Genomic DNA, 26506 nt, shown 5'->3' with positions numbered 1-26506 from the left:
CGCTGAAAGCGGTCTTACTTCTTCTTACCGGCGACGGTGCGCTTCGGACCCTTGCGGGTGCGAGCGTTGGTCTTGGTGCGCTGACCGCGGACCGGAAGGCCCTTGCGGTGGCGGATGCCCTCGTAGGAGCCGATCTCGACCTTGCGGCGGATGTCGGCTGCCACTTCGCGGCGGAGGTCGCCTTCGACCGTGAAGTTGCCTTCGATGAAGTCGCGCAGCTGCAGCAGCTGCTCGTCGTTGAGGTCCTTGACGCGCGTGTTCGGGTCGATGCCCGTTTCCGCGATCGTCTGTTCTGCACGGGTCTTGCCCACGCCGTAGATGTAGGTGAGCGCAATGATCACGCGCTTCTCGCGCGGGATGTCTACGCCAGCGAGACGAGCCATAGTGGTTGTCTTCCTGTTCTTGATTCGGAGGTCTGAAGCAGTACGACCCGGTCTCCCGGTCCTCGGCCTCCGTGCCGAGGGTGTGCGTCCCGCGTAGTGGACGCTGTACTGCCGAAATTACTAACTACGCGCAGGGGTTCCCGTACGGGGAATTAGCCCTGGCGCTGCTTGTGGCGTGGGTTATCGCAGATCACCATGACCACGCCACGACGGCGGATCACTTTGCACTTTTCGCAGATCGGCTTCACGCTAGGGTTGACCTTCAAGGCATTTCCTTTGCGATGTGGTTTTGAGTGGAGCAGTAGTCGCCAACGCGCCTGCGGAACGAACCGCCCCGTCTCCGGGCCGGATGCTTCGCAGGTGCTGCGGTCTCTACTTGTAGCGGTAAGTGATTCGGCCGCGGTTCAGGTCGTACGGGCTGAGTTCCACGACGACCCGGTCCTCGGGAAGGATTCGAATGTAGTGCTGACGCATCTTGCCCGAGATAGTGGCAAGCACGACGTGACCGTTCGGCAGCTCAACGCGAAACATCGCGTTGGGCAGAGCTTCCGATACGGTGCCCTCTACCTCGATGACACCCTCTTTCTTGGCCATATCCTCCGCTAACTTTTGTGCCGGTTGCTTGCGCTCCCGGCGTTGATAGTTTCTGATTGGATCGACGCACGCACCCCCGGCACCTCAGGAGGGGCCATTTTTTGGGCATGCGCATAGAGACAACCAACAGTCAAGCGTACCGGCTCCGGTGCCGAAACTGAAATCCTGTCCGTGCGACGCCGGACACACCCCATCCGCGCCGCCGTCTCCGACCGTTCGCCCGCCGGCAACCCCGCGTTCGCCCCCTCGCCAACCCAGGCGCACCGGGGGCTGGAACGCTATCGGGCATGACTTCACCGCCCACCACGGCAGCCGCCGGCACCCCGGCGCCCCTGCTGCCTGACGACGAGACCGGCCGGCCCGCCGGAACACACGCCGGGCCGCGCACCGAACCGCGCACCGTCAACCCGAAGGACTTCCGCCGGCGCAGCCTGCGCACCCGGCGCGACTTCTGGGTCTTCCTCGCCTTCGCGCTGCCGAACCTGATCCTCATTCTGCTCTTCACGTACCGGCCGCTCATCGCGAACATGCAGTACTCGTTCCTGGACTGGACGCTCGGCTCCCCCACCGCCACTCAGGTGGGGCTCGCCAACTACGTCCGCTTCTTCACCGGGCCCGACGCCCGGGAGATCCTCAGCACGACGGCGGTCTTCACGCTCGCCACCGTCGGCGGCTCGATGGTGCTCGGCCTCGCGATCGCCTTCGTGCTGAACCAGAACCTGCGCGGGACGACGTTCGCCCGCTCCGCCGTGTTCGCGCCCTACGTTCTCTCCGGCGTCGGCATCGGCCTGGTCTGGCTGTTCATCTTCGACCCCGTCTACGGAGTCCTGGCCTGGTTCCTGCGCCAGTTCGGCGCCTCCAGCCCACAGTGGATCAACGACCCGGATCTGGCGCTGACGATGGTCACGTTGGTCTACATCTGGAAGAACCTCGGCTATTGCGCGGTCGTCTACCTCGCGGGGCTGCAATCCATGAGTCAGGACGTCCTCGCGGCCTCCTCGCTCGACGGCGCCTCCGGCTGGCGGCAGCTCGTCTCCATCAAACTGCCCCTGCTCTCGCCGACGACGTTCTTCCTCTCGATCACCTGCATGCTCTCCTCGCTGCAGGCCTTCGACATCATCCGTATCATGACGCCGCTCGGCCAGGGCACCTCGACGCTGCTCTTCGAGGCGTATCTGCAGGCCTTCGGCGCCTACAACCGCGCCGGCTACTCCGCCGCGATCTCCACCGTCCTGTTCGTCATCCTGCTGGCCATCACCCTGCTCCAGCTGCGCTTCGTAGAGAAGAAGGTGCACTACTCGTGAGCACGCCGCCGATCCAGATCCACGACCGTTCCGGGCCCCGCCGTCGTACCCAGGAGATCCCCACCCCCGTGCCGACCCCGGCCGCCCGGGTGCGCCGCGCGGTCGGCGGCTACCTGCCGCTGGCGCTGTCCGTACTCATGGTGTTCCTGCCGCTGGCGTGGATGGCGCTCAGCTCCATGAAGCCGGCGTCCGAGATCATCACCACCGACCTGGCGATCCTGCCGCAGGCGCCCACGCTGGGGAACTACGCGACCGCGATGAGCAGCGTGCCGTTCGCGACGTTCTTCCTGAACTCGGTGATCGTCACGGCGGTCGGGTCGGTCATCAAGGTGATGCTGGCGATCCTCACCGCGTACGCGCTCGTGTTCGTGCGGTTCCCCTACAAGAACGCCGTCTTCATCGTCATTCTCGTGGCGCTGATGGTCCCGCCGCAGGTCTCCGTCCTGCCGAACTTCCTGCTCATCACGGAGCTAGGCGGGCGCAACACGCTCTGGGGCATCATCCTGCCCGGGCTCGGCACCGCGTTCGGCACGTTCCTGCTGCGCCAGCACTTCCTGACGCTGCCCGGCGCGTTGGTCGAGGCGGCCGAGGTCGACGGCGCGAACCACTGGAAGCGCCTGTGGCAGATCATCGTGCCGGTATCGATGCCGACGATCGCGACCGTCGGGCTCGTGACGATCGTGAACGAATGGAACGAATACATCTGGCCGCTGATCATCGTCGACGACCCCAACATCATGACGCTGCCCGTCGGCCTGACCCTCCTGCAGAACTCCGAGGGCAACGCCGCGTGGGGCGTGCTCATGGCCGGGGCCTTGCTGGTCATCGTCCCCGTGCTGGTCGTCTTCGCCGTGCTCCAACGGCACATCGTCTCCGGCTTGACGCAGGGCTCCGTAACCGGCTGAGCACGCCCACGCCGACACGCAACCGCCCACCCGAAGCTACCCGCCCGTAACCAGCTCGCCACTTCCAGCGGCGAGAGTGCTCACATGCTCTCCCGGCGACCGCCGGTCATCCTCGCAACCGAAAGGCACACCATGTCCTCCGCCCATCCCGCACCCGCGTCCGTCCTCGCCTCCGCCCTCGGCCGGCGTCGATTCCTCTCCCTCGCCGCCATCGGCGGGGCCACCGCGGCGCTGGCCGCGTGCAGCGGGCCGTCCACCGCGGGCGGCGGCGCCCAGGCCGCGGCCGACGTCGACTTCGCCGGCATCGAGCCGGCGACCTCGATCGATTTCTGGTCCAACCACCCGGGCCAGGCGCAGCCGATCGAGAAGGAACTCATCGCCAAGTTCGAGGAGGCCACCGGCATCAAGGTCAACCTCGTCACGGCCGGCTCCAACTACGAGGAGATCGCCCAGAAGTTCCAGTCCACCCTGACGGCGCAGTCCGGGCTGCCGGGCGTCGTCGTGCTCTCCGACGTGTGGTGGTTCCGCTACTACATGGACAAGACGATCACGCCGCTGGACTCCCTGATCAGCCAGCTCGAGTGGGACACGAGCGACTACCAGGAGTCCCTCGTCGCCGACTACCAGTACGACGGCGCCCAGTGGGCCATGCCGTACGGCCGCTCCACGCCGCTGTTCTACTACAACAAGGACCAGTTCGCCGCCGCCGGCCTGCCCGACCGCGCCCCCGAGACGTGGGACGAATTCGCCGAGTGGGCACCGAAGCTCATGGACTCCGGCAAGGACAAGAGCGGCTACCTGCACGCCTTCATGTACCCGGACGTCGCCGGCTACGCGGGGTGGAGCATGCAGAACATGCTCTGGGGCAACGGCGCCGCGTGGTCCAACGAGTGGGACATCACCTGCGATTCCGACGAGGCCGTCGCGACCTTCCAGTGGATGCAGGACTCCGTCTACCAGGACAAGTGGGCCGGAGTCTCCTCCTCCGACGCCGCCGCCGACTTCTCTTCGGGTGCCGTGTCCGCGACGATCCTGTCGACCGGCTCGCTCATCGGCGTGCTGGAGAACGCCCAGTTCGACGTCGGCGTGGGCTTCCTGCCCGCCGGCGACGTCGACGGCCCCGTCTGCCCGACCGGCGGCGCGGGCCTGGGCATCCCGGCCGGTATCCCGGACGAGGAGAAGCTCGCCGCGGCGATGTTCATCAAGTTCATCGGCGAGCCGGAGAACACGGCGGCGTTCTCCGAGGCCACGGGCTACATGCCGGTGCGCAAGTCGGCCGACATGACCGCGGCGCTCGAGGCGACCCCGCAGCTGCAGGTCGCGATGGACCAGCTCGCCGCGACCCGCGTCCAGGACTACGCCCGCGTGTTCCTGCCCGGCGCCGACCAGGAGATGGCCAAGGCCGCCCTGGCCGTGCTCACACAGGAGGCCGACCCGCAGACGTCGCTCACGACCCTGCGCGAGACCCTCGAGGGCATCTACGAGAACGACGTGGCCCCCAAGCTCGACGCCTGACGGCTCTCCGCGAACCGCAACGACGAGTGGCGGTCCGGCCCGATGGTCGGACCGCCACTCGTCGTTGCGCTCACGGGAACAGTGCGCACTCCCCAACGCAAACCTGTGGACAACTCGATTTTCGGCCTCCCGTCTGGGGCACACTCGACGCATGTCGCTTCCATCGCCGCTCCCCCGCGAGCTCGCCGGCCGGGTCTTCACGACCGCCCGCGCCCGTACCCTCGGCGTCAACCGCGCCCGCCTGCGCTGCTCCGACATGCACCGGCTGCACCGCGGCATCTTCTCCCACCTGAACTCCGATCCGAATCCGCTCGCGGTGTGCGCTGCCCTCGCGGAGGAGCACCGGCATCTCTGGGCTTCGCATTGGACCGCAGCACGGGCGCACGGCCTGTGGCTCCCCCTCGACGCCCCGGACTCGCAGGTCCTGCACGTCAGCCGCTCGAAGACCTACTCGCAGCTGAAGTTGACGACGGCCCGCTGCCACTGGCTGGACGTGCTCGAGAGCGAACTCGAGACCCGCGACATGGCTGCCGCCGGCCCGCCCGGGGCCGTGGCCCGGCTGTCCACGCCCGCCAGGACGTGGCTCGATCTCTCCCCGGAGCTCGCGCACGAGGACCTCGTCGCCCTCGGCGACCAGCTGGTGCGCCACCCCTATCCAAAATTCGAGCACCGCACGACGCCGTTCGCCACCCCGGATTCCCTCCGCGGCCTGCTGGCGGCCCACCCGTGGGCGCCGGGAGCACGCGCCGCCCGGGCCGCGCTCGCACAGGTACGCGTCGGTTCCGACTCCCCCGCGGAGACCCGGCTGCGGCTCGCCGTCCTCGCCACATGCCTGCCCCAGCCGGACCTGCAGATCAGGCTCCGCCCGCAGGACCCCTACTCGCCGACGGCGGATCTCGGCTACCGGCGCTTGCGCTTCGGAGTCCAGTACGAGGGTCGCGGGCACCGGACCGCCGAGCAGCTCAGCCGCGACAACCGTCGAGACGCCGCCTTCAACGAGGCCGGCTGGCTGTACTTGAAATTCGATGCGAGCGACTACGAGAACGGGTTCATGCAAGCCTCCTGGCGGATTCGTCAGGCCTACGACCGCCTCGCGTCGCGCACGCGCTGACGTGCAGCCGAGGGACGGGCGGCCGGCCGCGTCCTCGCGGTGCGCGCCGCGCGAAGGCCAACCACCGGCAGAAAGTCAGCGCCCGGTGGACAGAACGTCCCCTGCCGGTCCATGCAGTTTTGTCGCCTCGATCAGCCGGTCGACGGTTGCGCTACTCCCCGAGACCGCCACCCCCGGCAGATCCGCGAGCCCGACGCCCCCGATCAGGCACGCCTTCCAGTCGTGCGTACTGGCGACCACTTCGGCGTCGGCCGCCGCGGGCTGGGCGGTTCTGACGATGGTCGTTCCCGCGGCCGACATCCTGGCCGTGTAGGCGACGGGATCTGCATCTTGGCGCCGAGAGTCCGTCAGTGCGAGCGCGACGCTCTCCTCGGGCGTGGGGCCTGGCACCGGGCGGGCGTGGGCGCGCATCGCGAGCACGATGGTGTCGGGGCTCATGTCCGCGTCGAGCGGCAGCGACGGCGAGGCCACGGCCCACATCGACAGCGCCGTGTTGACGGCCTCCAGGCGGTATCCCCACTCGGTGAGCTCGTAGACATCGGCCCGCCCCGGACCGGGCAGCCGGCGACGGCTGGCGACCCCGTGCGCTTCCAGATCGCTCAGGCGTTGCGTCAGAACGGCAGGGCCGATGCCGAGCACGTCGCGCTGGATGTCAGAGAAGCGCTTCGGGCCGAGCAGGAGTTCGCGCACCACGATCAGCGCCCAGCGTTCGCCGATGAGGTCGAGGGCGTGCGCCGCCGCGCATCCGTCGTTGTAGGAACCGTAAGACCTGCGGGAAACCATTGACACATGCTACTACAGCTGCAGTATCGTCTACTTCAGTAATAGTAGTAAACGTCCCGGCGTCCACGTCGCCGCCCGCGCGGTCAGGAGAGAGACATGAACAAGAGAGCAACAGGGCTCTGGCAAACGGTCCACGCAGAACGCCGCCGCCTCGCCGAAGATCTGGCCGTACTGCGCGAGGAGCAGTGGCGAACCGCCTCGCTCTGCCCCGGATGGGATGTGCACGACGTCTTGGCGCACCTCGTGGACACGGCGCGGACGGGGCGCCTCGACTTCGTCCGGTCCATGCTGCGGGCACGCTTCGATTTCGACCGCGCCAACGAGCGGGGCATCCTCCGCGAGAAGCGCGCCTCACCGCTTGAGACGCTGGCCGCGCTCGAGGCCGCCAGCGGGCTCACGCGCACGCCACCCGCAAATCTCGCGACCCGCCTCGTCGAGGCCGTGGTGCACGGCGAGGACATCCGCCGGCCGCTCGGCCTCGTCGGCGACTATCCGCCGGAAGCAGTCGCGCAGGCGATCTCGTACCAGCTGCGCACCCCGGTCTCCTTCGGCGGCGGGCGGGAGCGGGCAGCCGGCCTGCGCCTGATCGACCGCAGCACGGGCACCGGCTGGGGTGCTGGAGACGACGTGGTCGCGGACGGGGTCGACCTGCTGCTCGCCGTCTCCGGACGTCCCGTGGCACCCGAACGTTTGACGGGACCGGGCGCGCCTGCGCTCACCGGCACACCGTCGCGCCCCTGAATCCAGGCCAACCGAACACTCGACTGCAGGAGGAACAAAGCCATGGGCACAACAACGAACGGGGCGCTCTGGGCCCTGGCGCACGCCGAACGGGCCGCGCTGGCCGAAGATCTGGCCGCACTGGAGCCCGGGCAGTGGAGGCACCAGACGCTGTGCGGGCGGTGGGACGTCGAGCAGGTCGTCGCACACCTCATCGCCGCGGCGAGCCTGAACCAATGGCAGTGGCTGCGCAGCATGCTGGGGGCGCGCTTCAATCCCGGTGTCCACAACCAGCGCCGGTTGCAGGACCACGTCGGCGCCACCCCCGAAGAGACTCTGGATAGATTCCGGACGATCGTCTACAGCACCACGGCACCGTCGTCCCACACTGCCGCCTACCTCGGCGAGGTCCTCGTGCACTCCCAGGACATCCGGCTCCCGCTCGGGCTGGGCCGGGTCCCGAGCGTGGAGGCGCTGACGCCCGTGGCGGAGTTCTTCGCCCGGCACGACTTCGCCGTCGACAGCAAATCGAACGCTGCCGGGTTCGAGCTCCGTGCCGACGACGGACCGTTCGCCGCCGGCGACGGCGACCTGGTCACGGGCACCACTCTCGCCCTTGTTATGGCGATAGCCGGGCGGCAGGCCTATCTAGAGGACCTCGAGGGTCCTGGAGTGCCGGCCCTGGCGGCGCGCATCTCCGGCCGCTGATGACCCGCGACGAGGAGTGGCGGCCGGATCCGTGGATCGGGCCGCCACTCGTCGTCGCGACGGAATCGAAGGGCGTGCTACGGGATGACGGGCGAGGGCGTGACGCCGTACTTCGCGAGCCGCTCGGCCCCGCCGTCGTGCGCGGTCAGCACCCAGATGCCGCCCATGGTGACGGCGACCGAGTGCTCCCACTGCGAGGCCCGGGAGCGGTCGGTCGTGACGATCGTCCAGTCGTCCTCGAGGACAGCCGTCTCGATCCCGCCGCGCACGAGCATCGGCTCGATCGCCAGGCACATGCCCGCTTTCACTCGGGGGCCGCGGTGACCGGAGCGGTAGTTGAGCACGTCCGGCGGCATGTGCATCTCGGAGCCGATGCCGTGGCCGACGTAGTCCTCGAGGATGCCGAGCGGGGCGCCCTCCTGGGCGGAGACGAAGTCGTCGATGGCCTCGCCGATCTGGCCGACGAAGCGGGCGTTCGCGAGCGCGGCGATGCCGGCCCACATGGCCTCCTCCGTGATGTCGGAGAGGCGCTGATCGGCCGGGTCGGCGGTGCCGACGATCACGGTGCGGGCCGAGTCGGCGTGCCAGCCGTCGACGATGCAGCCGCCGTCGATCTTGAGCACGTCGCCATCTTCGAGCACACGTGAGCCCGGGATGCCGTGCACGACCTCCTCGTTGACCGAGGCGCAGATCGTCGCCGGGAAGCCGTGGTAGCCCTTGAAGTTGCTGGTGGTGCCGTGTTTGGTGATCACGGACTCGAAGACCGCGTCGAGCTCCGCCGTCGTCATCCCGACCTCGGCCGCGGCGACCGTCGTGTCCAGCGCCTCGGCCAGGACGAGCCCGGCCTCGCGCATCTTCAGGATCTGCGGGTTCGACTTGTATTCGATCTTCGACGAGCGGAAGCTCATTGCTGGACGTCCTTCTTCAGTATTCCCCGGCCGCGCCGGGGTGTTGTTCCGCCGCGTGCGGCGGCGTGCGGATTCCGCCGAGAACGACGGCGGCAGCCCCCGCACGCGGGTGCGGGGGCTGCCGTTGTCGTGCTCCGGAAATGGCTAGGCGTTTTCGGCCAGACCCTCGAGGAGGCGGGCGGTGACGTCGTCAATGTCGCCGAGGCCGTTGACCTCGCGGACGATGCCGCGCTCGCGGTAGCGGTCGACAACAACCGCGGTCTGCTCGTGGTAGAGCCCGAGACGGTGACGGATCACGTCTTCGGTGTCGTCGGCGCGGCCCTCGATCTCGGCGCGCTTGAGCAGCCGGGTCACCAGCTCCTCGTCGTCGACGGTGAGCATCAGCACTGCGTCGAGTTGCTGGTCGTTGTCCGCGAGGATGGAGTCGAGCTCATCGACCTGAGCCGATGTGCGCGGGTAGCCGTCGAGCAGGAAACCGTTGTCGACGTCGGCCTGGGCGAGGCGGTCGCGCACCATGTTGTTGGTGACCGAGTCCGGAACGAAATCACCGGCGTCGATGTACTTCTTGGCTTCGAGGCCGAGTGGGGTGCCGCCCTTGACGTTGGCGCGGAAGATGTCGCCGGTCGAGATGGCGACGACTCCCAGCTTGGCGGAGATTCGTTCGGCCTGGGTGCCCTTGCCCGAGCCCGGAGGGCCGACAATGAGGAGACGAGTCATCGCAGAAGTCCTTCGTAGTGTCGCTGCTGCATCTGAGCATTGATTTGCTTGACGGTCTCAAGACCGACACCGACCATGATGAGGATCGAGATGCCGCCAAAGGGGAAGTTCTGGTCTGCATTGATCAGCACGATCGCGAGCAGCGGAGTGAGCGCGATCAGTCCCAGGTAGATGGAACCCGGGAACGTGATGCGGCTGAGCACGTACTGCAGATAGTCCGCGGTCGGCTTGCCGGCGCGGATGCCAGGAATGAAGCCACCGTACTTCTTCATGTTCTCCGCGACCTCGGTCGGGTTGAACGTGATCGAAACGTAGAAGTACGTGAAGCCGATGACCATGAGCACGTAGATCGCCATGTACAGCGGGCTCGACGGCGTCATGTAGGTGGAGATCCACGAAGCCCATCCCGGGAGCGTGCCGTCGTCGTTCGTGTTGAACTGAACGAGCATGCCCGGCAGGGCGAGCATCGAGGAAGCGAAGATCACGGGGATCACGCCGGCCATGTTGACCTTGATCGGGATGTAGGTCGAGGACCCGCCGACGGAGCGGCGGCCGACCATGCGCTTGGCGTACTGGACCGGGACCCGGCGCTGAGACTGCTCGACGAAGACCACGAGCCCGATGACCACAAGGCCGATCAGAATCACCGCGAGGAAGATCATCACGCCCTGGGCGCGGAAGATGCTGCCCATGGAGGCCGGGAAGCCGGCGGCGATCGACACGAAGATCATCATGGACATGCCGTTGCCGATGCCCTTCTCCGTGACCATCTCGCCCATCCACATGATGCAGACGGTGCCGGCGGTCAGCGTGAGGATCATCAGCAGGATCACGAGGATGCTGTCCTCTGGGACGATCGGAAGCTGGCAGCCCGGGAACAGGATCCCGCTGCGGGCCAACGACACCAGTGTCGTGGCCTGGAGCACGCCGAGCGCGATCGTCAGGTAGCGCGTGTACTGAGTCAGCTTCGCCTGGCCGCTGGATCCCTCTTTGTGCAGTTCCTCGAAGCGCGGGATCACCACGCGCAGCAGCTGCACGATGATCGCCGCGGTGATGTAGGGCATGATGCCCATCGCGAAGATCGAGACCTGGAGGAGCGCGCCACCGCTGAAGAGGTTGACGAACTCGTAGACGCCGCCCGTGGTATTGCCCAAGGCGAGGCACTGCTGAACATTTCCGTAGTCCACGCCCGGTGTCGGAATGAATACACCGATGCGATAGATGACGATGATCCCTAGGGTGAACAACAACTTGCGTCGCAAGTCAGGCGTCCGGAATACCCGGGCAATGGCGCTAAACAAGCGTCCTCCTGAAGACAGTGAACCGGCAAAGGCCGAAGTGACTAGACGAGTCTACCGGTAAGAGTGACGGGGCACTCACCATGCCGCCGTCACGTGTGAAAAACTTCTTGACAATCGAGGGAAACAAGAAGAGGGCCCCCGACGCCCCGGACAATGTCCGGTTCGCCGAGGACCCTCCCCTAGCTGAGATGCGAGACCTTAGAGCTCGGTCACGGAACCGCCGGCAGCGGCGATCTTCTCAGCAGCGGACTTCGAGAAGGCGTTGACCTTCACGTCCACCTTGACGGTGATGTCGCCCGTGCCCAGAACCTTGACGGGCTGGTTCTTGCGAACGGCACCCTTCTCCACGAGGGCCTCGACGGTCACGTCGCCACCCTCCGGGAACAGCTCCGAGATCTTCTCCAGGTTGACAACCTGGAACTCGACGCGGAACGGGTTCTTGAAGCCGCGCAGCTTCGGCAGGCGCATGTGCAGCGGCAGCTGCCCGCCTGCGAAGCCGGCCTTGACCTGGTAACGGGCCTTGGTGCCCTTGGTACCACGACCTGCGGTCTTACCCTTGGATGCCTCACCACGACCCACACGGGTCTTGGCGGTCTTGGCACCCTCAGCGGGACGCAGGTGGTGAACCTTGAGTGCGTTTTCCTTGTTTGCCATGATTACTTCGCCTCCTCAACCTTCACGAGGTGCGGAACCGTGTTGATCATGCCCACGGTCACGGAATCAGCGGTACGGACCACGGTGTGGCCGATGCGCTTGAGACCGAGCGAACGCAGGGTATCGCGCTGGTTCTGCTTGCCACCAATGGTGGACTTGATCTGGGTGATAGCCAGCTTTGCGTCGCTGGGGACCAGGTTCTTCGCCATGAGCTTAAGCACCTGCCTTCTCGTTGAGGATGCGCAGCATCTGGGGCGGCACGACCTCGTCCATGGCCAGACCACGGCGAGCGGCCACAGCGGCCGGCTCTTCAAGACCCTTCAGAGCAGCGATGGCGCCGTGCACCATGTTGATCTGGTTGGCCGAGCCCATGGACTTGGACAGGACATCGTGGATACCGGCGCACTCGAGCACGGCGCGGATCGGGCCACCGGCGATAACGCCGGTACCCGGAGCGGCCGGGCGCAGCAGCACGACGCCGGCAGCGGCCTCGCCCTGCACCAGGTGCGGGATGGTGGTTCCAACGCGGGGGACGCGGAAGAAGTTCTTCTTCGCCTCCTCGACGCCCTTGGCAATGGCGGCCGGAACTTCCTTGGCCTTGCCGTAGCCGACGCCGACGAGACCGTTGCCGTCGCCAACCACCACGAGTGCGGTGAAGCTGAAGCGACGGCCGCCCTTGACGACCTTGGAAACGCGGTTGATGGTCACAACGCGCTCAAGGAACTTGTCCTTGTCTTCGTTGCGGCTGTCGCGGGAATCGCGGCCACGGCCACGACCCTCGCCACGGCCACGGCCTTCGCCACGACCGCGGCCCTCGCCGCGACGGCCACCGGTGTTCTCCGCCTGGGCGGTCTGCTCAGTAGCTTCAGACACCTGGGGTTCCTTCTCGTTAGTAGCTTCGCTCACAGTGCCAGCCCGCCTTCCCGTGCGCCGTCGGCCACCGCGGCCACACGGCCGTGGTACTTGTTGCCGCCGCGGTCGAAGACCACGGTCTCGACGCCGGCAGCCTTGGCGCGCTCGGCGACGAGCTCGCCGACGCGCTTGGCCTTGGCGGACTTGTCGCCGTCAAAGGCGCGAAGGTCAGCTTCCATGGTGGATGCCGAGGCCACGGTGATGCCCTGGCTGTCATCGACGACCTGGACGAACATGTGACGAGCCGAGCGGTTCACGACGAGGCGCGGACGAACGGCGGTACCCGTAACCTTCTTGCGGAGGCGCAGGTGGCGGCGGCCGCGAGCGGCCGACTTGCTCTTGCCCTTAATTCCGAGAGCCATGATTACTTACCAGCCTTTCCGACCTTGCGGCGGATCTGTTCGCCTTCGTAGCGGATGCCCTTGCCCTTGTACGGGTCCGGACGACGCAGCTTACGAATGTTGGCGGCGACCTCGCCTACCTGCTGCTTGCTCATGCCGGAGACGATCACCTTGGTGGCGCCTTCGGTGACAAGCTGAATGCCCTCAGGGGCCTTCACGGTGATCGGGTGCGAGTAACCGAGGGCGAACTCGAGGTCCGTGCCCTTGGCGACGACGCGGTAGCCGGTGCCGTGGATTTCCAGCTTCTTGCTGTAGCCCTCGGTCACACCCAGGATCATGTTGTTGACCAGGGTGCGGGTCAGGCCGTGCAGCGAGCGAGCCTCGCGGGTCTCGTCGGGACGCTTCACCGTCAGGGTGGTGTCCTCGATCTCGACCGACATGATCGGCGAGATGGTCGTGACCAGCTCACCCTTCGGGCCCTTCACGGCGACGTCGTTGCCGTCAACCTTGACCTCGACGCCGGACGGGATGGTGATTGGACGTACTCCAATACGCGACATTTGTCTGTTCTCCCTTCCCGTTACCAGACGTAGGCGAGGACTTCCCCACCTACACCCTTCTTGGCTGCCTGACGGTCCGTGAGCAGACCGGAGGACGTGGACAGGATGGCGATGCCGAGGCCGCCCAGCACGTGCGGGAGGTTCGTGGACTTCGCGTACACGCGGAGTCCCGGCTTCGAAATGCGGCGCAGGCCAGCGATGGAACGCTCGCGGTGCGGGCCGAACTTCAGGGTGATGGTCAGCTTCTTGCCAACCTCTGCTGCTTCCTCGACGTACTCGGCGATGTAGCCTTCACGCTTCAGGATCTCGGCGACGCGCAACTTCAGCTTCGACGACGGCATGGAAACCGTGTCGTGGAAAGCCGAGTTGGCGTTACGCAGACGAGTCAGCATATCTGCGACAGGATCTGTCATAGTCATGTGGGCTTCTGCCCTTCCTCGTTGTGGTATCCGCTACAGGAGCGGACCTGCAACGTAGTTAGTTTTCGGTTTTGAACGGGAAACCCAGCGCCTTGAGCAGCGCGCGGCCTTCGTCATCGGACTTGGCGGTGGTGACCACGGTGATGTCCATACCGCGGACGCGGTCAACCTTGTCCTGGTCGATCTCGTGGAACATGACCTGCTCCGTGAGACCGAAGGTGTAGTTGCCGTTGCCGTCGAATTGCTTCGGGGACAGGCCGCGGAAGTCGCGGATACGCGGGAGCGCCAGGGTGACCAGGCGGTCCACGAATTCCCACATGCGGTCGCCGCGCAGCGTGGCGTGGGTACCGATCGGCATGCCTTCGCGCAGCTTGAACTGAGCGATCGACTTGCGTGCACGGGTCACGACCGGCTTCTGACCGGTGATAGCGGTCAGGTCGCGGACGGCGCCTTCGATGAGCTTCGAGTCCTTGGCGGCCTCGCCGACACCCATGTTCACGACGACCTTGCTCAGGCCGGGGATCTGCATGGAGTTGACGTAGTTGAACTCGCCCTGGAGTGCCTCGCGGACCTCGGTGCGGTACTTGGCCTTCAGCCGCGGCTGAGTCTTCACAGCTGCATCAGTCATTAGAGAGCCTTTCCGGAAGCCTTGGCGTAGCGAACACGCACGGTCTTCTTCTCGCCGTCCTTCTCGACGGTCTCCTCGCGGAAACCGACGCGGGTCGGCTTGTTGGTCTCGGGGTCCACCACGGCGACGTTGGAAACGTGCAGCGGAGCCTCGACGACCTGAATGCCACCGGTCTTGGTGCCACGGTCGGTCTGACCAGCCTTGACGTGCTTGGTCACGCGGTTGATTCCCTCGACGAGAACGCGGTTCGCGTCCGGGAACACCTTCAGGACCTTGCCCTGCTTGCCGCGGTCTCCGCCGCGTTCCTGGCGAGCGCCAGTGATGACCTGAACCAGGTCACCCTTCTTGATCTTCGCACCCATAGTTACAGCACCTCCGGAGCAAGGGAAACGATCTTCATGAACTTCTTGTCGCGAAGTTCACGTCCGACCGGCCCGAAGATACGGGTACCGCGCGGCTCGCCCTCGTTCTTGAGGATGACCGCAGCGTTCTCGTCGAACTTGATGTAGGAACCATCCGCACGGCGGCGTTCCTTCTTGGTACGGACGATGACCGCCTTGACGACGTCGCCCTTCTTTACGTTGCCGCCAGGGATTGCATCCTTGACGGTGGCGACAATCGTGTCGCCGATGCCTGCATAGCGACGGCCAGAGCCACCGAGAACACGAATGGCAAGGATTTCCTTGGCACCGGTGTTGTCAGCAACCTTGAGTCGCGATTCCTGCTGAATCACTATCTGCTCCTGTCGTCTCGCTGGTTCTCGTTTAGAGCCTGGCGGAACGGATATGTACCACCTGAAACTAGCGCTTACCCCTGCCTCAAAACTGCGCAGCCGACCGAAGTCGACTGCCATGAGTGAAGCAGGGCCGAGGCGAATGTCGCAGGGCCATGCCGTGGATACCGGGACCCGGTTCACACGAGTGTCTAGCGCCGAGGTGGATAGTCCCGGCGCGCAGAACGCACAGAAAGCCCAGTCTAGTGCATTCTGGCGCCCAGCGCCAAACCCGTGATATAGAACGACGCCGGCCCCCTCACCCGAAGGCGAGGGGGCCGGCGTCGTGCTGGTTAAGTCCAGGTCTTCGAGGGCCTACTTGGCCTTCTCGACGACCTCGACGAGGCGCCAGCGCTTGTCCGCGGACAGCGGACGGGTCTCGGCGATGACAACGAGGTCGCCGATGCCGGCGCTGTTGTTCTCATCGTGGGCCTTGACCTTCTTATTACGGCGCAGGACCTTGCCGTAGAGGGCGTGCTTCACGCGGTCCTCCACGTCTACGACGATGGTCTTCTGCATCTTGTCGGAAACCACGTACCCGCGAAGGGTCTTGCGGTAACCGCGGGCTTCTGCCTGCTCAGCCACTGCGTTCTCCTTCTCGCTCATTACTTGGCGTCCTCTGCGGATACGTCTTCACGAATGCCCAGCTCGCGCTCGCGCAGCACCGTGTAGATGCGTGCGATGTCGCGCTTGACGGACTTCAGACGACCGTGGCTCTCCAGCTGGCCGGTGGCCGACTGGAAACGGAGGTTGAACAGCTCCTCCTTGGCCTTCTTCAGCTCTTCAACGAGAGCGTCGTTGGTCAGGCCTTCCAGCTTCTCAACAGCAAGATCCTTGGATCCAATTGCCATTCTCATTCACCACCCTCACGGCGCACGATGCGTGCCTTCAAAGGCAGCTTGTGGATCGCCAGGCGCAGAGCCTCGCGAGCCACCTCTTCACTGACACCGGAGAGCTCGAAGAGAACCCGTCCCGGCTTGACGTTGGCGACCCACCACTCGGGCGAACCCTTACCGGAACCCATGCGGGTTTCGGCAGGCTTCTTGGTCAGCGGGCGGTCCGGGTAGATGTTGATCCAGACCTTACCGCCACGCTTGATGTGGCGCGTCATGGCGATACGAGCCGCCTCGATCTGACGGTTCGTGACGTATGCCGGCGTCTCAGCCTGGATACCGTACTCACCGAACGAGACCGTGGTGCCGCCCTTCGCCGCACCCGAACGCTTCGGGTGGTGCTGCTTGCGGTACTTAACTCGGCGTGGGATCAGCATTACGCCTGTCCTCCTTCTGCCGCAGCCGGTGCGTCGACCTTGGCACCGGTGTTGCGGTCGTTACGACGACGACGCTCACCGCCGCCGCCACCGGGGCCGCGGCCGCCGCGGTCGCCACCGCGACCACGTGCCGGAGCTGCGGCTGCCTGGGCAGCGAGCTCCTTGGCAGTCACGTCGCCCTTGTAGATCCAGACCTTCACGCCGATGCGGCCGAAGGTGGTCTTGGCTTCGAACTTGCCGTAGTCGATGTTCGCACGCAGGGTGTGCAGCGGAACGCGACCCTCGCGGTAGAACTCCTTGCGGGACATCTCGGCGCCGCCGAGACGGCCGGAGCACTGGACACGGATGCCCTTGGCGCCGGCGCGCATGGCGGACTGCATGGCCTTCTTCATCGCGCGGCGGAACGCCACACGCGAAGCAAGCTGCTCGGCGATGCCCTGGGCCACCAGCTGAGCTTCGATCTCCGGGTTCTTGACCTCGAGGATGTTCAGCTGCACCTGCTTGGACGTGAGCTTCTCCAGCTCGCTCCGGATGCGCTCGGCCTCGGCGCCGCGGCGACCGATGACGATGCCCGGGCGGGCGGTGTGGATGTCGACGCGGACGCGGTCACGCGTACGCTCGATCTCCACCTTGGCGATGCCGGCACGTTCCATGCCCGTGGTCATGAGCTCGCGGATCTTCACATCTTCTTTTACGAAGTCCTTGTAGCGCTGGCCCGGCTTGCTGGAATCGGCGAACCAGTGCGACACGTGGTCGGTGGTGATGCCGAGTCGGAATCCGTTCGGGTTGATCTTCTGACCCATTTAGTTCTCCCCACCCTTCTCCGTGGTCGAAACAACCACGGTGATGTGGCTGGTGCGCTTGTTGATGCGGAACGCGCGGCCCTGGGCCCGCGGCTGGAACCGCTTCATGGTGGCGCCCTCGTTCACAAAGGCTTCGCTGATGATCAGCTCGTCCTCGTTGAACGCAACTCCGTCGCGGTCCGCGGCAACGCGAGCGTTGGCGACGGCCGATGCGACTACCTTGTAGACCGGCTCCGAAGCACCCTGCTGGGCAAACTTCAGAATCGCCAGCGCCTCATTCGCCTGCTTGCCACGAACAAGGTCGACGACGCGCCGGGCCTTCATAGGCGTCACGCGGATATGGCGCGCAATAGCCTTGGCTTCCATTGCTTTCCTTCTCTCGTCTATCGAAGAAGTGCAGTGCAACTAGTCCCTTGCGGGATTAGCGGCGCTTGCCCTTCTTGTCGTCCTTCACGTGGCTGCGGAAAGTCCGCGTCAGAGCGAATTCGCCGAGCTTGTGCCCGACCATCGACTCGGTGATGAACACCGGCACGTGCTTACGTCCATCGTGTACGGCGATCGTGTGGCCGAGCATGTCGGGCACGATCATCGAACGGCGGGACCACGTCTTAATGACGTTCTTGGTGCCCTTTTCGTTCTCAGCAACGACCTTCAGGTAGAGGTGCTGATCTACGAAGGGGCCTTTCTTCAGGCTGCGTGGCATGTTTCCAGGCTCCTATCGCTTGTTCTTGCCAGTACGACGACGACGCACAATGAGCTTGTCGCTTTCCTTGTTCGGACGGCGGGTACGGCCTTCCTTCTTACCGTTCGGGTTGACCGGGTTACGGCCACCGGAAGTCTTACCCTCACCACCACCGTGCGGGTGGTCAACCGGGTTCATGACCACACCACGGACGGTCGGGCGGATGCCCTTCCAGCGGTTACGGCCAGCCTTACCCCAGTTGATGTTCGCCTGCTCGGCGTTGCCGACCTCGCCGATCGTGGCGCGGCAGCGCACGTCGACGTTGCGGATCTCGCCGGAAGGCAGACGCAGCTGAGCGAACTTGCCCTCACGGGCGACCAGCTGGATCGATGCGCCAGCCGAGCGGGCCATCTTGGCACCGCCGCCCGGACGCAGCTCCACAGCGTGGATCACGGTACCGACCGGGATGTTGCGCAGCGGCAGGTTGTTGCCCGGCTTGATGTCAGCGTTGGGACCAGCTTCGATCGTCGCGCCCTGCACGAGCTTGTTCGGGGCGATGATGTAACGCTTGGTGCCGTCGATGTAGTGCAGCAGCGCGATGCGGGCGGTGCGGTTGGGGTCGTACTCGATGTGAGCGACCTTCGCCGGCACGCCGTCCTTGTCGTGACGACGGAAGTCGATCAGACGGTACGCGCGCTTGTGACCGCCACCCTTGTGCCGGGTGGTGATCTTGCCGCTGTTGTTACGACCACCGGACTTCGTCAGCGGGCGAACCAGCGACTTTTCCGGGGTGGTCCGGGTGATTTCTGCGAAGTCGGCAACGGACGAGCCACGGAGGCCCGGCGTTGTCGGCTTGTACTTACGGATTGCCATGTTTATTCCTCGTTAAAGTGGTCTCCGCTTAGGAAAGCGGACCGCCGAAGATGTCAATAGTGCCTTCCTTCAGCGAGACGATCGCGCGCTTGGTAGCTTTGCGTTCGCCCCAACCGAAGCGGGTGCGCTTGCGCTTACCGGCACGATTCAGGGTGTTTACCGAGTCAACCTTGACGCCGAAGATCTTCTCGACGGCGTACTTGATTTCGGTCTTGTTGGAGTTCGGGTCGACCAGGAAGGTGTACTTGCCTTCGTCGATCAGGCCGTAGCTCTTTTCCGAGACGACGGGAGCAATGATCACGTCGTGCGGGGACTTGGTGAAGGCGGCGCTCACTTGGCTTCCTCCTTGTTTACCAGGGCATCGAAGGCGGCCTTGGTGAACACCACGTCATCGGCGACCAGCACGTCGTACGTGTTGAGCTGGTCGACGTAGACGACGTGGATGTTCTCGAGGTTGCGCATGGAGAGCGCGGCAACGTCGTCGGCACGGTCGATGGCGATGAGCAGGTTCTTACGCTCGGTGAGAGCGCGCAGGGTAGCCAACGCACCCTTGGTCGACGGCTTGTCGCCGGAGACCACGGACTCGATGACGTGGATGCGATCGTGACGAGCGCGGTCCGAGAGGGCACCGCGCAGGGCAGCAGCCTTCATCTTCTTGGGGGTGCGCTGCGAGTAGTCGCGGGGGGTCGGTCCGTGGACGACGGCGCCGCCGGCCATGTGCGGGCCGACCATCGAGCCCTGGCGTGCACGGCCAGTGCCCTTCTGCTTGAACGGCTTCTTGCCGGTACCCGAGACCTCGGACCGGGTCTTGACCTTGTGCGTGCCCTGACGAGCAGCGGCAAGCTGGGCCACGACGACCTGGTGAAGCAGCGGAACGTTGGTCTGAACGTCGAAGATCTCCGCGGGGAGATCAACCTTCAGTGCAGAGTTAGCCATGTGATTATGCTCCCTTCACGGCAGAGCGCACGAGGACGACCTGGCCGCGGGCGCCCGGAACGGCGCCCTTGATCAAGAGGAGGTTCTTCTCGGCATCCACGCCGTGGACCGTGAGGTTCAGCGTGGTGTGACGGACGTTGCCCATGCGGCCAGCCATACGCAGGCCCTTGAAGACGCGGCCCGGGGTGGATGCGCCGCCGATGGAACCCGGCTTGCGGTGGTTCTTGTGAGCACCGTGCGAGGCGCCGACGCCGGAGAAGCCGTGGCGCTTCATGACACCGGCGAAGCCCTTGCCCTTGCTCTTGCCGACGACGTCGACTTTCTGGCCGGACTCGAAGACCTCGACAGAGAGTGCCTGTCCGAGCTCGTACGACTCGGCATCAGCAGTGCGCAGCTCGACCACGTGGCGGCGCGGCGTCACGCCGGCGGCCTCGAAGTGACCGGCCAGCGGCTTGGTCACCTTGCGCGGATCGATCTGGCCGTAGCCGATCTGGACGGCGGTGTAGCCGTCGCGGTCTGCATTGCGCAGCTGGGTCACGACATTGGAGTCAGCCTGGACGACAGTCACCGGGATGAGATTGTTGTTCTCGTCCCAGACCTGGGTCATGCCGAGCTTCGTGCCCAGCAGACCCTTGACATTACGGGTTGCGGTCATAGTCTCTCAGCACCTCCCCTTAAAGCTTGATTTCGATGTTGACGTCAGCCGGCAGGTCGAGACGCATGAGCGAATCGACGGCCTTCGGAGTCGGATCGACGATGTCGATCAGGCGCTTGTGGGTGCGCATCTCGAAGTGCTCGCGGCTGTCCTTGTACTTGTGAGGCGAACGGATAACGCAGTACACGTTCTTCTCCGTTGGCAGCGGCACTGGGCCGACTACGGTTGCGCCTGCGCGCGTCACCGTCTCAACGATCTTCCGGGCCGAAACGTCAATGACCTCGTGGTCATACGACTTCAGCCGGATGCGGATTTTCTGTCCCGCCATGGCGTCATGCCTCTTTCTGATAGCACTCTCTGTACAGTTGCTGTGCCCTAGACGTGATCCTCATCGGATCGGCACGCCTCGCACGGACTGAATCCGGAAGATTCCGGGTTCCTCACCCCGCCGAGGTCCGACCCCCGCACTCGGGCGTGTCGCGCACTCTCTGCGAATAAAATTCGCTGGAAAGTCCTACACCCGTGGGGATCTTGATGTTTTGGGCCGCTCCGATTCGGTCGAATCCAACCCTGCCCCGGGCATTATCCCGGGCGGGATGCGATCTCGGTTGAAGCCGGCCCTGCGCTGCTGGCCGCCAGAAAGGCGTCCGAGAGCAGCCCAAGACATGGAGAGGCGCTTGAACAACTTGTCTAGTGTTTCACGGATGCCCCCGAAAGGCCAATCGGGGGCGCCCGTGATCCCGCCTACACGCTCGTGTCGAAGTCGCTCGGTTCCTCGGGCTGCGGGCGCCGATTGAGCCGCCGCAGCGAGAGCAGTGCGAAGACGATCAGCACGATAGCGAGCAGCGCCAGCAGCACGAAACTGTAGTCCCGCAGATACCACGCCAGGGCCACCGCGACGCCGACGGCGCCCCACCAGAGCAGGGCCCGGTCCCCGCGCGTCAGGCCCGCGAGGACGTACCCGACAAACCCGACGAGCACCCAGAGCTGCGCCCAACCGCCGTCGACGAAGACCGCCACGGGTGCCGAGCACGTTAGGACGGCGGCCGAAGCCAGGAGGTACTTGCGGGCCAAACCGGAGGGGTGCCGACTGGCCGCGGGCCGCACGATCTCGCTGACGGCCAGCCCGACGAGGACCACGGTCACGGCCTGCAGGGTCCAGAAGAGCGACGGGTCGGCGAACTCGTGCCACACGCGGACCGCGTAGGCCGTGACGGCCAACGTGGCTCCGTGGGCGGCCAGGCGGCGGCCGCCGGGTGGCCACTCGTACACGGCCAGCACGACGGCGGCGGCGCCGAGCACGCACGCGGCCACGACGAACGCCGTCGTGCCCGACTGCGCCGCCAGGACGCCGAGCGTCACGGCGACGATCCCGGAGCGCCGGGCCCAGGGCGCGGCGTCCGCGACCACTCCGGTCGCGGGGCTGGCGAGCATACCGAGGCCCCACCAGATCCAGCCCGCCGCCAAGAAGGAGAGCGCCCACAACCCCGGCGCGGGCGATCCCGAGCCGAAGAGCGCATCCGCGCCGACCGCGGACTCGGTCATCGGGTCCGCGATCAGCCCGTACACCGCCGCGGCCGCCACGACGACGGCGACACCGGCCAGTGCGGGCCGTGCCCACAGGAGTGCGAGGCGGACCGTGCCGTAGGCAGATGCCGCCAGCACGGCGCCGGCGACGGCGGAGTGCTCCCCCGCGGCGGCGACGAGCCCGGATGCGGCGAAGACACCCGCGAGCACGGACGGCACCGCGACCGCCGTCGAACCCCTGGCTCCCGCAGTCCGCCGGCGCTCGAGCACGACGGCGACAGCGACCGATCCCAGGACGCCTGCCGCAAGGGCCAGTGCGGCCGCCGGCTGCGACCACAGCGGCTCGGGCAGCCAGCCGCCGCGGCGCAGGCCGAGAACGCCGGATCCCGCGAGCAGGATGCCGGCCAGTACCGCGCCCGGCACGGCCCGGCACCACGTCGCCGACGCCCCGCTCAGGCCCCGGCGGGAGAGCACGACGGCGTAGGCCGCGAGGCAGAGCAGTTGCACGAAGAGCGACGCCTGATCCACGCCCGCGGTCGGGTCGGCGGGGCCGAACCCGCCGGCGAACGGGTCGGCGGCGGTCAGGGCGTAGCCGGCTGGCAGGACGGCCAGCACCACGAGGGCCGCCCACCCCATGGTCCGGCGCCAGCCCATGCCGGTATTCGTGCGGCGCGCCAGGAGGCGGCCGCCCTGGCCTGCGGCCAGCGTCGCGGCGGCGATCGCGACGCGCGCGTGCGCGTCCGCGTCGAAGCGGGAAGCGAGGTCGAGGGCGAGCCACGTCATCAGGATTTGGGCGACGACGGCGTAGACGGCGCGGAGCTCGGGTCGGCGGGCCAGGAGCACGAGTGCGACGCTGTAGGCGAAGCCGGCGCCCAGGAGGATTTCCAGCGTCCAATCCCGCTCGGGCCAGTCGATGCGACCGGCGTCGACGACCACGGCGAGCAACCACGCGGTCCCGGCGACGGCTTGGTTTCCGGCCGCGCGGACGCCCGCGCCCGCGCGGACGATCCATGCCGTGCACGTCAGCGCCACGAGGAGCACGGCCCACCACGCGAGGCGTTCGACCGGCAGCTGCATCCACGTGGCGTCCTCACCGAGGCCGGTGAGCAGCAGGGCGGCAGCGACGGCCGCCGCGACGCCGCCGACGTGGAGCGTCCGGGACCGCGCGCCGTCGTCGTTCCCTGCGGCGAACGCCGCGGCCCCGCGTGCGGTGAACAGCGCCAGCGCCAGCCAGGCCGCGATCGCGACGGTCACCATCAGCACCAGCTGCGCGGAAAGCACCGAGTGGTCGGGGCCGGCGCCGACGGCCGAGAGCCCCGGCACAGCGACGACGAGCTGCCCGAGCACGAGAGGTGCCAGGAGCAGGTGCACGCTCCGCCAGGCCGCCAGGGCAGGGGCCGGGTGCCCGCTCTCGGGCTCGTTCCCCCGCCTCCGGACGGCTTCGGAGGCGAGCAGGGCGAAAGCGCTGGTCCCCGCGACCCGCCAGGCCGCCTCCTCGAACGTGCCGTCCATGACCCCGAGCGGGAGCGCGAAAGCCCCGAGCGCGAGCAGAATCGGCATAAGGCGAACCCGGGAGAGGTACCCGGCGGCGCCGATGCCGGCCGCGCCAATGAGGATCCCGGGCCCGAGCATCCGGCTGCCCTCGCCGAAGAACGACGCGTACAACGCGTGATAGGTGAACACGGCCGTCACCGCCGAGACCGCGGAGAGCACCCACACCTCAGCCGCCCACCAGCGCGGCGGGTAGACACGCGCGTGCTGGCGCGGGAAGGCCGCGATGAGGACGAGCTGGGCCAAGAGGATCAGCAGCAGCGCCCAGACGACCGCTTCGGCGGAGTCGGTGAGCTCGTGCACGGCCAGGAGCACCGTGAGGCTCGCGACGAGTCGGAACATGGAGACGTTCACGACCCGCGCGGCACGGCCTTCGGTGAAGGCGAAGACACCGTAGTAGACCGATGCTGCGGCGCCGATCAGCAGGAGCTCGGACCTCGAGAGCTGCCACTCCATGACGAGCGCCCCGACCAGCACACCCGGAACCAGGAATCGGTGGGCCGCGACGAAGGTGCGCACGTAGAGGCTGCCCAGGAAGGCCGGGCGGACGACGGCGGCCGCGGAGAAAAACGCCGCCAAGGCCATCGTGAAGACGAAGTACCAGATCAGCCCTCGGTTCAGCACCGCTCCCCCGGACCAGGCCAGGGAGACGAAGAAGGTCAGCGCGAAGACCGCCACGACCTGGCTGCGCAACCGCACGCTCGCGAAGACGAACGCGGCCGAGCCGACGATCGAGACGATCATCCAGGCCGTCGCCGCCTCGACCTCGAGCAGGACGTGCCACGCGACGCCGAGGACGGGAATGAGCGCGAGCCCGATACCGGTGAGGGCGGTCGCGGCGGAGCGAAGGTCGCGGCTGCGCGCGTGGATCGACAGTCCTCCCCCGTAGAAGAGGGCGCAGACGGCGCCGAGCACCGAGAGCTTGGCCGCCGGGTGGATCGGGAAGCTGATAAAGAGCAGCCCGGCGCCGATCAGCAGGCCCGCCGCGACGTAGAGCGCGATGTTCACGTTCCGCAACTGGCGGGCCGCGGGGTCAAGTGCCGGTTTCGGCGCCGAAGGCGGCGGGAACGTCATCGCCGGGGCGGATTCGGACGGTAGGGCGGAGATCGGCGCTGCCGGCGAGGGCGGAACGCTCAGTATCGGCGGCGCCGGCTCCGGGGCGGACGTCGGCTCCGGGGCGGGCGTCGGCTGCGCGAAGGCGGGCGGCGCCTCGCTCGCGGGCGGGATGACCGGTCCGGCCGGATCCCCCGGCGCTGGCGGGCTCTGCGACCCGAGCGACGGCGAGAGGTGCGCGACGGCGGCGTCGTACCCTTCCTGCCACGCTCGCGCGAGCCCGTGCTGGTCCTGAGCCGCGCCGCGGTGGTTCGCTTTGCGCCCGAGCAGCCATCCCCCGCCGAAGGCGAGGGCCATCAATACGATCACCAGCAATGTCACGCTGTCCTCTTCTCTACCGATCACCACCAACGTTAGTCTATTAGGACGATGAAAGTGAACGGATCCGCGGGCACCGGTTAAACGACAAACACCCCGCTGCCAGAGCAGCGGGGTGTTTGTTTTAGACCGTCAGGTCAGAACATCAGGTAAGAAACTTACTTGATGATCTTGGTGACGCGGCCCGAGCCAACGGTGCGGCCACCCTCGCGGATAGCGAAGCCGAGGCCGTCTTCCATAGCGATCGGCTGGATGAGCGCAACGGTCATCTCAGTGTTGTCGCCCGGCATGACCATCTCGGTGCCTTCCGGCAGCGTGATGACGCCGGTGACGTCGGTCGTACGGAAGTAGAACTGCGGACGGTAGTTCGAGTAGAACGGGTTGTGGCGACCGCCCTCATCCTTGGAAAGGATGTAGACGTTGGCCTCGAAGTCCGTGTGCGGGGTGATGGAACCCGGCTTCACGATGACCTGCCCGCGCTCGACGTCCTCGCGCTTGATGCCGCGAAGCAGCAGACCACAGTTCTCGCCGGCCCATGCCTCGTCGAGCTGCTTGTGGAACATCTCGATACCGGTGACCGTGGTCTTCTGGACCGGACGGATGCCGACGATCTCGACCTCGGAGTTGATCGCGAGGGTACCGCGCTCGGCGCGGCCCGTCACGACGGTGCCGCGACCGGTGATCGTGAAGACGTCCTCGATCGGCATCAGGAACGGCTTGTCACGGTCACGAACCGGGGTGGGGATGTACTCGTCGACGGCCTCCATGAGGTCCTCAACAGCCTTGACCCACTCGGCGTCGCCTTCGAGAGCCTTCAGGCCGGAAACGCGCACGACCGGTGCGTCGTCGCCTTCGTAGCCCTGGTCCGACAGCAGCTCGCGGACCTCCATCTCGACCAGGTCGAGGAGCTCTTCGTCGTCGACCATGTCCGACTTGTTCAGCGCCACGAGAAGCTTCGGCACGCCAACCTGGCGGGCCAGCAGCACGTGCTCGCGGGTCTGAGCCATCGGGCCGTCAGTGGCGGCCACAACGAGGATGGCACCGTCCATCTGAGCAGCACCGGTGATCATGTTCTTCACGTAGTCCGCGTGGCCCGGGGCGTCCACGTGGGCGTAGTGACGCGCCTCGGTCTGGTACTCGATGTGCGCGATGTTGATCGTGATGCCGCGCTGGCGCTCCTCCGGAGCGGAGTCGATGGCGCCGAAATCGCGCTGCTCATTCAGATCCGGGTACTTGTCAGCAAGCACCTTGGAAATGGCAGCAGTCAACGTGGTCTTACCGTGGTCAACGTGACCGATGGTGCCGATGTTGACGTGCGGCTTAGTCCGCTCGAACTTTGCCTTCGCCACAGGTTCCTCCTAGAACGTATTCAGAAGACTTACCCCGCCCACGCGGTTCGTGGACGAAACTCATGCAAGTCTACTGGGGGCTTGATTATTTCGCTAAATTTGTGGTTTCCCTCAGCGCCCGTTTTGTTCCGGGCCCATCAGTCTGCCCCGAGTCGGGGTGACCAGTTGGCCACCCCGACTCGATGTCCTCCGCC

35 protein-coding genes are annotated in these 26506 nt (G+C 66.3%); 6 read left to right on the top strand and 29 right to left on the bottom strand.

Going from position 1 to position 26506, the window contains the following annotated elements:
- Nucleotides 1-14: 14 nt before the first annotated feature.
- From rpsM to infA, 3 genes are all read right to left on the bottom strand, one after another.
- A complete protein-coding gene (gene rpsM, locus EV380_RS01690) occupies nucleotides 15-383 on the bottom strand; it encodes a 30S ribosomal protein S13 (protein ID WP_102159553.1) in 369 nt (122 codons plus the stop codon).
- 152 nt (nucleotides 384-535) lie between these two features.
- Complete coding sequence (gene rpmJ / locus EV380_RS01685) at nucleotides 536-649, bottom strand: 50S ribosomal protein L36 (protein ID WP_102159552.1); 114 nt, start codon at nucleotides 647-649, stop codon at nucleotides 536-538.
- Nucleotides 650-755: 106 nt separating this feature from the next.
- Nucleotides 756-977, bottom strand: coding sequence for a translation initiation factor IF-1 (infA, locus tag EV380_RS01680; protein ID WP_102159551.1), 222 nt, complete (start codon nucleotides 975-977; stop codon nucleotides 756-758).
- A gap of 287 nt (nucleotides 978-1264) precedes the next feature.
- Between infA and EV380_RS01675 the strand changes: the two genes are divergently transcribed.
- The 4 genes from EV380_RS01675 to EV380_RS01660 all read left to right on the top strand — a co-directional run bounded on the left by EV380_RS01675 (nucleotide 1265) and on the right by EV380_RS01660 (nucleotide 5812).
- A complete protein-coding gene (locus EV380_RS01675; protein ID WP_130448884.1) occupies nucleotides 1265-2281 on the top strand; it encodes a carbohydrate ABC transporter permease in 1017 nt (338 codons plus the stop codon).
- Between the two features lie 56 nt (nucleotides 2282-2337).
- Entirely contained in the window at nucleotides 2338-3186 is an 849-nt protein-coding gene (locus EV380_RS01670) for a carbohydrate ABC transporter permease (protein ID WP_242607681.1), read from the top strand.
- A 132-nt stretch (nucleotides 3187-3318) separates the two neighbouring features.
- Nucleotides 3319-4701, top strand: coding sequence for an ABC transporter substrate-binding protein (locus EV380_RS01665; RefSeq protein ID WP_130448882.1), 1383 nt, complete (start codon nucleotides 3319-3321; stop codon nucleotides 4699-4701).
- A 151-nt stretch (nucleotides 4702-4852) separates the two neighbouring features.
- Complete coding sequence (locus tag EV380_RS01660; RefSeq protein ID WP_130448880.1) at nucleotides 4853-5812, top strand: hypothetical protein; 960 nt, start codon at nucleotides 4853-4855, stop codon at nucleotides 5810-5812.
- A 75-nt stretch (nucleotides 5813-5887) separates the two neighbouring features.
- Here the strand turns inward: EV380_RS01660 and EV380_RS01655 are convergent, their stop codons facing one another.
- Nucleotides 5888-6595, bottom strand: coding sequence for a winged helix-turn-helix transcriptional regulator (locus tag EV380_RS01655; RefSeq protein ID WP_130448878.1), 708 nt, complete (start codon nucleotides 6593-6595; stop codon nucleotides 5888-5890).
- 96 nt (nucleotides 6596-6691) lie between these two features.
- Between EV380_RS01655 and EV380_RS01650 the strand changes: the two genes are divergently transcribed.
- Nucleotides 6692-7336: a maleylpyruvate isomerase family mycothiol-dependent enzyme gene (locus EV380_RS01650; protein WP_130448876.1), complete on the top strand. Its 645-nt coding sequence runs from the start codon at nucleotides 6692-6694 to the stop codon at nucleotides 7334-7336.
- A 42-nt stretch (nucleotides 7337-7378) separates the two neighbouring features.
- Nucleotides 7379-8023 carry a maleylpyruvate isomerase family mycothiol-dependent enzyme gene (locus tag EV380_RS01645; RefSeq protein WP_130448874.1) on the top strand — a complete coding sequence of 215 codons (645 nt, stop codon included), beginning with the start codon at nucleotides 7379-7381 and terminating at the stop codon, nucleotides 8021-8023.
- A 77-nt stretch (nucleotides 8024-8100) separates the two neighbouring features.
- Here EV380_RS01645 and map read toward each other — a convergent pair whose 3' ends face one another.
- From map to tuf, 25 genes are all read right to left on the bottom strand, one after another.
- A complete protein-coding gene (map, locus tag EV380_RS01640; protein WP_130448872.1) occupies nucleotides 8101-8931 on the bottom strand; it encodes a type I methionyl aminopeptidase in 831 nt (276 codons plus the stop codon).
- Between the two features lie 144 nt (nucleotides 8932-9075).
- A complete protein-coding gene (locus tag EV380_RS01635; RefSeq protein WP_130448870.1) occupies nucleotides 9076-9648 on the bottom strand; it encodes an adenylate kinase in 573 nt (190 codons plus the stop codon).
- Nucleotides 9645-10949 carry a preprotein translocase subunit SecY gene (gene secY / locus EV380_RS01630; protein ID WP_130448868.1) on the bottom strand — a complete coding sequence of 435 codons (1305 nt, stop codon included), beginning with the start codon at nucleotides 10947-10949 and terminating at the stop codon, nucleotides 9645-9647. The genes EV380_RS01635 and secY overlap by 4 nt, the downstream gene beginning before the upstream one ends.
- Before the next feature lie 198 nt (nucleotides 10950-11147).
- Nucleotides 11148-11603: a 50S ribosomal protein L15 gene (gene rplO / locus EV380_RS01625; RefSeq protein ID WP_102159544.1), complete on the bottom strand. Its 456-nt coding sequence runs from the start codon at nucleotides 11601-11603 to the stop codon at nucleotides 11148-11150.
- Between the two features lie 2 nt (nucleotides 11604-11605).
- Entirely contained in the window at nucleotides 11606-11812 is a 207-nt protein-coding gene (gene rpmD, locus EV380_RS01620; RefSeq protein WP_102159543.1) for a 50S ribosomal protein L30, read from the bottom strand.
- 4 nt (nucleotides 11813-11816) lie between these two features.
- The gene (gene rpsE, locus EV380_RS01615; RefSeq protein WP_102159542.1) at nucleotides 11817-12509 is read right to left on the bottom strand and encodes a 30S ribosomal protein S5; all 693 of its coding nucleotides are present in this window, start codon (nucleotides 12507-12509) and stop codon (nucleotides 11817-11819) included.
- Nucleotides 12506-12877, bottom strand: coding sequence for a 50S ribosomal protein L18 (gene rplR / locus EV380_RS01610; RefSeq protein WP_102159541.1), 372 nt, complete (start codon nucleotides 12875-12877; stop codon nucleotides 12506-12508). Before rplR ends, rpsE begins: the two co-directional genes overlap by 4 nt.
- A gap of 2 nt (nucleotides 12878-12879) precedes the next feature.
- A complete protein-coding gene (rplF, locus tag EV380_RS01605; RefSeq protein ID WP_102159540.1) occupies nucleotides 12880-13416 on the bottom strand; it encodes a 50S ribosomal protein L6 in 537 nt (178 codons plus the stop codon).
- Between the two features lie 20 nt (nucleotides 13417-13436).
- The gene (gene rpsH, locus EV380_RS01600; protein ID WP_102159539.1) at nucleotides 13437-13835 is read right to left on the bottom strand and encodes a 30S ribosomal protein S8; all 399 of its coding nucleotides are present in this window, start codon (nucleotides 13833-13835) and stop codon (nucleotides 13437-13439) included.
- A 58-nt stretch (nucleotides 13836-13893) separates the two neighbouring features.
- The gene (rplE, locus tag EV380_RS01595; RefSeq protein ID WP_102159538.1) at nucleotides 13894-14463 is read right to left on the bottom strand and encodes a 50S ribosomal protein L5; all 570 of its coding nucleotides are present in this window, start codon (nucleotides 14461-14463) and stop codon (nucleotides 13894-13896) included.
- The gene (gene rplX / locus EV380_RS01590) at nucleotides 14463-14825 is read right to left on the bottom strand and encodes a 50S ribosomal protein L24 (protein ID WP_102159537.1); all 363 of its coding nucleotides are present in this window, start codon (nucleotides 14823-14825) and stop codon (nucleotides 14463-14465) included. Before rplX ends, rplE begins: the two co-directional genes overlap by 1 nt.
- 2 nt (nucleotides 14826-14827) lie before the next feature.
- Complete coding sequence (gene rplN, locus EV380_RS01585; protein ID WP_102159536.1) at nucleotides 14828-15196, bottom strand: 50S ribosomal protein L14; 369 nt, start codon at nucleotides 15194-15196, stop codon at nucleotides 14828-14830.
- A 354-nt stretch (nucleotides 15197-15550) separates the two neighbouring features.
- Nucleotides 15551-15841 (bottom strand): 30S ribosomal protein S17, encoded by a 291-nt coding sequence (gene rpsQ / locus EV380_RS01580; protein ID WP_102159535.1) that lies wholly within the window; start codon nucleotides 15839-15841, stop codon nucleotides 15551-15553.
- Entirely contained in the window at nucleotides 15841-16086 is a 246-nt protein-coding gene (rpmC, locus tag EV380_RS01575) for a 50S ribosomal protein L29 (protein ID WP_102159534.1), read from the bottom strand. The genes rpsQ and rpmC overlap by 1 nt, the downstream gene beginning before the upstream one ends.
- 2 nt (nucleotides 16087-16088) lie before the next feature.
- Complete coding sequence (gene rplP, locus EV380_RS01570; protein ID WP_102159533.1) at nucleotides 16089-16505, bottom strand: 50S ribosomal protein L16; 417 nt, start codon at nucleotides 16503-16505, stop codon at nucleotides 16089-16091.
- Complete coding sequence (gene rpsC / locus EV380_RS01565; protein ID WP_102159532.1) at nucleotides 16505-17308, bottom strand: 30S ribosomal protein S3; 804 nt, start codon at nucleotides 17306-17308, stop codon at nucleotides 16505-16507. The genes rplP and rpsC overlap by 1 nt, the downstream gene beginning before the upstream one ends.
- Nucleotides 17309-17674: a 50S ribosomal protein L22 gene (gene rplV, locus EV380_RS01560; protein ID WP_102159531.1), complete on the bottom strand. Its 366-nt coding sequence runs from the start codon at nucleotides 17672-17674 to the stop codon at nucleotides 17309-17311.
- Between the two features lie 55 nt (nucleotides 17675-17729).
- A complete protein-coding gene (gene rpsS / locus EV380_RS01555; protein WP_102159530.1) occupies nucleotides 17730-18011 on the bottom strand; it encodes a 30S ribosomal protein S19 in 282 nt (93 codons plus the stop codon).
- Nucleotides 18012-18023: 12 nt separating this feature from the next.
- Nucleotides 18024-18863 (bottom strand): 50S ribosomal protein L2, encoded by an 840-nt coding sequence (gene rplB / locus EV380_RS01550; protein ID WP_102159529.1) that lies wholly within the window; start codon nucleotides 18861-18863, stop codon nucleotides 18024-18026.
- A gap of 28 nt (nucleotides 18864-18891) precedes the next feature.
- On the bottom strand, nucleotides 18892-19197 hold the full coding sequence (rplW, locus tag EV380_RS01545) for a 50S ribosomal protein L23 (protein ID WP_102159528.1): 306 nt from the start codon (nucleotides 19195-19197) through the stop codon (nucleotides 18892-18894).
- The gene (gene rplD / locus EV380_RS01540; RefSeq protein WP_102159527.1) at nucleotides 19194-19799 is read right to left on the bottom strand and encodes a 50S ribosomal protein L4; all 606 of its coding nucleotides are present in this window, start codon (nucleotides 19797-19799) and stop codon (nucleotides 19194-19196) included. The genes rplW and rplD overlap by 4 nt, the downstream gene beginning before the upstream one ends.
- 4 nt (nucleotides 19800-19803) lie before the next feature.
- Nucleotides 19804-20454 carry a 50S ribosomal protein L3 gene (gene rplC, locus EV380_RS01535; RefSeq protein WP_102159526.1) on the bottom strand — a complete coding sequence of 217 codons (651 nt, stop codon included), beginning with the start codon at nucleotides 20452-20454 and terminating at the stop codon, nucleotides 19804-19806.
- 19 nt (nucleotides 20455-20473) lie between these two features.
- The gene (gene rpsJ / locus EV380_RS01530; protein ID WP_013349689.1) at nucleotides 20474-20782 is read right to left on the bottom strand and encodes a 30S ribosomal protein S10; all 309 of its coding nucleotides are present in this window, start codon (nucleotides 20780-20782) and stop codon (nucleotides 20474-20476) included.
- Between the two features lie 416 nt (nucleotides 20783-21198).
- Nucleotides 21199-24993, bottom strand: coding sequence for a hypothetical protein (locus EV380_RS01525; protein ID WP_130448866.1), 3795 nt, complete (start codon nucleotides 24991-24993; stop codon nucleotides 21199-21201).
- A gap of 128 nt (nucleotides 24994-25121) precedes the next feature.
- Nucleotides 25122-26312 carry an elongation factor Tu gene (gene tuf / locus EV380_RS01520; protein ID WP_102159525.1) on the bottom strand — a complete coding sequence of 397 codons (1191 nt, stop codon included), beginning with the start codon at nucleotides 26310-26312 and terminating at the stop codon, nucleotides 25122-25124.
- Nucleotides 26313-26506: the final 194 nt, after the last annotated feature.

Source organism: Zhihengliuella halotolerans (genome assembly GCF_004217565.1).
Lineage (GTDB): Bacteria > Actinomycetota > Actinomycetes > Actinomycetales > Micrococcaceae > Zhihengliuella > Zhihengliuella halotolerans.
The sequence above is the reverse complement of the archived record's forward strand: the minus strand, read 5'-3'. Positions and strand labels throughout refer to the sequence as shown.

Coding starts and splice junctions, on each gene's coding strand:
- EV380_RS01635 (WP_130448870.1), bottom strand. CDS start 9,648: ATGACTCGTCTCCTCATTGTCGGCCCTCCGGGCTCGGGCAAGGGCACC.
- rplE (WP_102159538.1), bottom strand. CDS start 14,463: ATGACTGATGCAGCTGTGAAGACTCAGCCGCGGCTGAAGGCCAAGTAC.
- rplD (WP_102159527.1), bottom strand. CDS start 19,799: ATGGCTAACTCTGCACTGAAGGTTGATCTCCCCGCGGAGATCTTCGAC.
- rpsH (WP_102159539.1), bottom strand. CDS start 13,835: ATGACTATGACAGATCCTGTCGCAGATATGCTGACTCGTCTGCGTAAC.
- rpsQ (WP_102159535.1), bottom strand. CDS start 15,841: ATGAGCGAGAAGGAGAACGCAGTGGCTGAGCAGGCAGAAGCCCGCGGT.
- rplF (WP_102159540.1), bottom strand. CDS start 13,416: ATGTCGCGTATTGGAGTACGTCCAATCACCATCCCGTCCGGCGTCGAG.
- rplV (WP_102159531.1), bottom strand. CDS start 17,674: ATGGAAGCCAAGGCTATTGCGCGCCATATCCGCGTGACGCCTATGAAG.
- rpsC (WP_102159532.1), bottom strand. CDS start 17,308: ATGGGTCAGAAGATCAACCCGAACGGATTCCGACTCGGCATCACCACC.
- rplP (WP_102159533.1), bottom strand. CDS start 16,505: ATGCTGATCCCACGCCGAGTTAAGTACCGCAAGCAGCACCACCCGAAG.
- rplC (WP_102159526.1), bottom strand. CDS start 20,454: ATGACCGCAACCCGTAATGTCAAGGGTCTGCTGGGCACGAAGCTCGGC.
- EV380_RS01645 (WP_130448874.1), top strand. CDS start 7,379: ATGGGCACAACAACGAACGGGGCGCTCTGGGCCCTGGCGCACGCCGAA.
- EV380_RS01660 (WP_130448880.1), top strand. CDS start 4,853: ATGTCGCTTCCATCGCCGCTCCCCCGCGAGCTCGCCGGCCGGGTCTTC.
- EV380_RS01665 (WP_130448882.1), top strand. CDS start 3,319: ATGTCCTCCGCCCATCCCGCACCCGCGTCCGTCCTCGCCTCCGCCCTC.
- rplX (WP_102159537.1), bottom strand. CDS start 14,825: ATGGGTGCGAAGATCAAGAAGGGTGACCTGGTTCAGGTCATCACTGGC.
- EV380_RS01655 (WP_130448878.1), bottom strand. CDS start 6,595: ATGGTTTCCCGCAGGTCTTACGGTTCCTACAACGACGGATGCGCGGCG.
- EV380_RS01675 (WP_130448884.1), top strand. CDS start 1,265: ATGACTTCACCGCCCACCACGGCAGCCGCCGGCACCCCGGCGCCCCTG.
- rpmD (WP_102159543.1), bottom strand. CDS start 11,812: ATGGCGAAGAACCTGGTCCCCAGCGACGCAAAGCTGGCTATCACCCAG.
- rplR (WP_102159541.1), bottom strand. CDS start 12,877: ATGGCTCTCGGAATTAAGGGCAAGAGCAAGTCGGCCGCTCGCGGCCGC.
- infA (WP_102159551.1), bottom strand. CDS start 977: ATGGCCAAGAAAGAGGGTGTCATCGAGGTAGAGGGCACCGTATCGGAA.
- map (WP_130448872.1), bottom strand. CDS start 8,931: ATGAGCTTCCGCTCGTCGAAGATCGAATACAAGTCGAACCCGCAGATC.
- rpsS (WP_102159530.1), bottom strand. CDS start 18,011: ATGCCACGCAGCCTGAAGAAAGGCCCCTTCGTAGATCAGCACCTCTAC.
- rpsJ (WP_013349689.1), bottom strand. CDS start 20,782: ATGGCGGGACAGAAAATCCGCATCCGGCTGAAGTCGTATGACCACGAG.
- rpsM (WP_102159553.1), bottom strand. CDS start 383: ATGGCTCGTCTCGCTGGCGTAGACATCCCGCGCGAGAAGCGCGTGATC.
- EV380_RS01650 (WP_130448876.1), top strand. CDS start 6,692: ATGAACAAGAGAGCAACAGGGCTCTGGCAAACGGTCCACGCAGAACGC.
- rplB (WP_102159529.1), bottom strand. CDS start 18,863: ATGGCAATCCGTAAGTACAAGCCGACAACGCCGGGCCTCCGTGGCTCG.
- rpmC (WP_102159534.1), bottom strand. CDS start 16,086: ATGGCAATTGGATCCAAGGATCTTGCTGTTGAGAAGCTGGAAGGCCTG.
- rplO (WP_102159544.1), bottom strand. CDS start 11,603: ATGGCAAACAAGGAAAACGCACTCAAGGTTCACCACCTGCGTCCCGCT.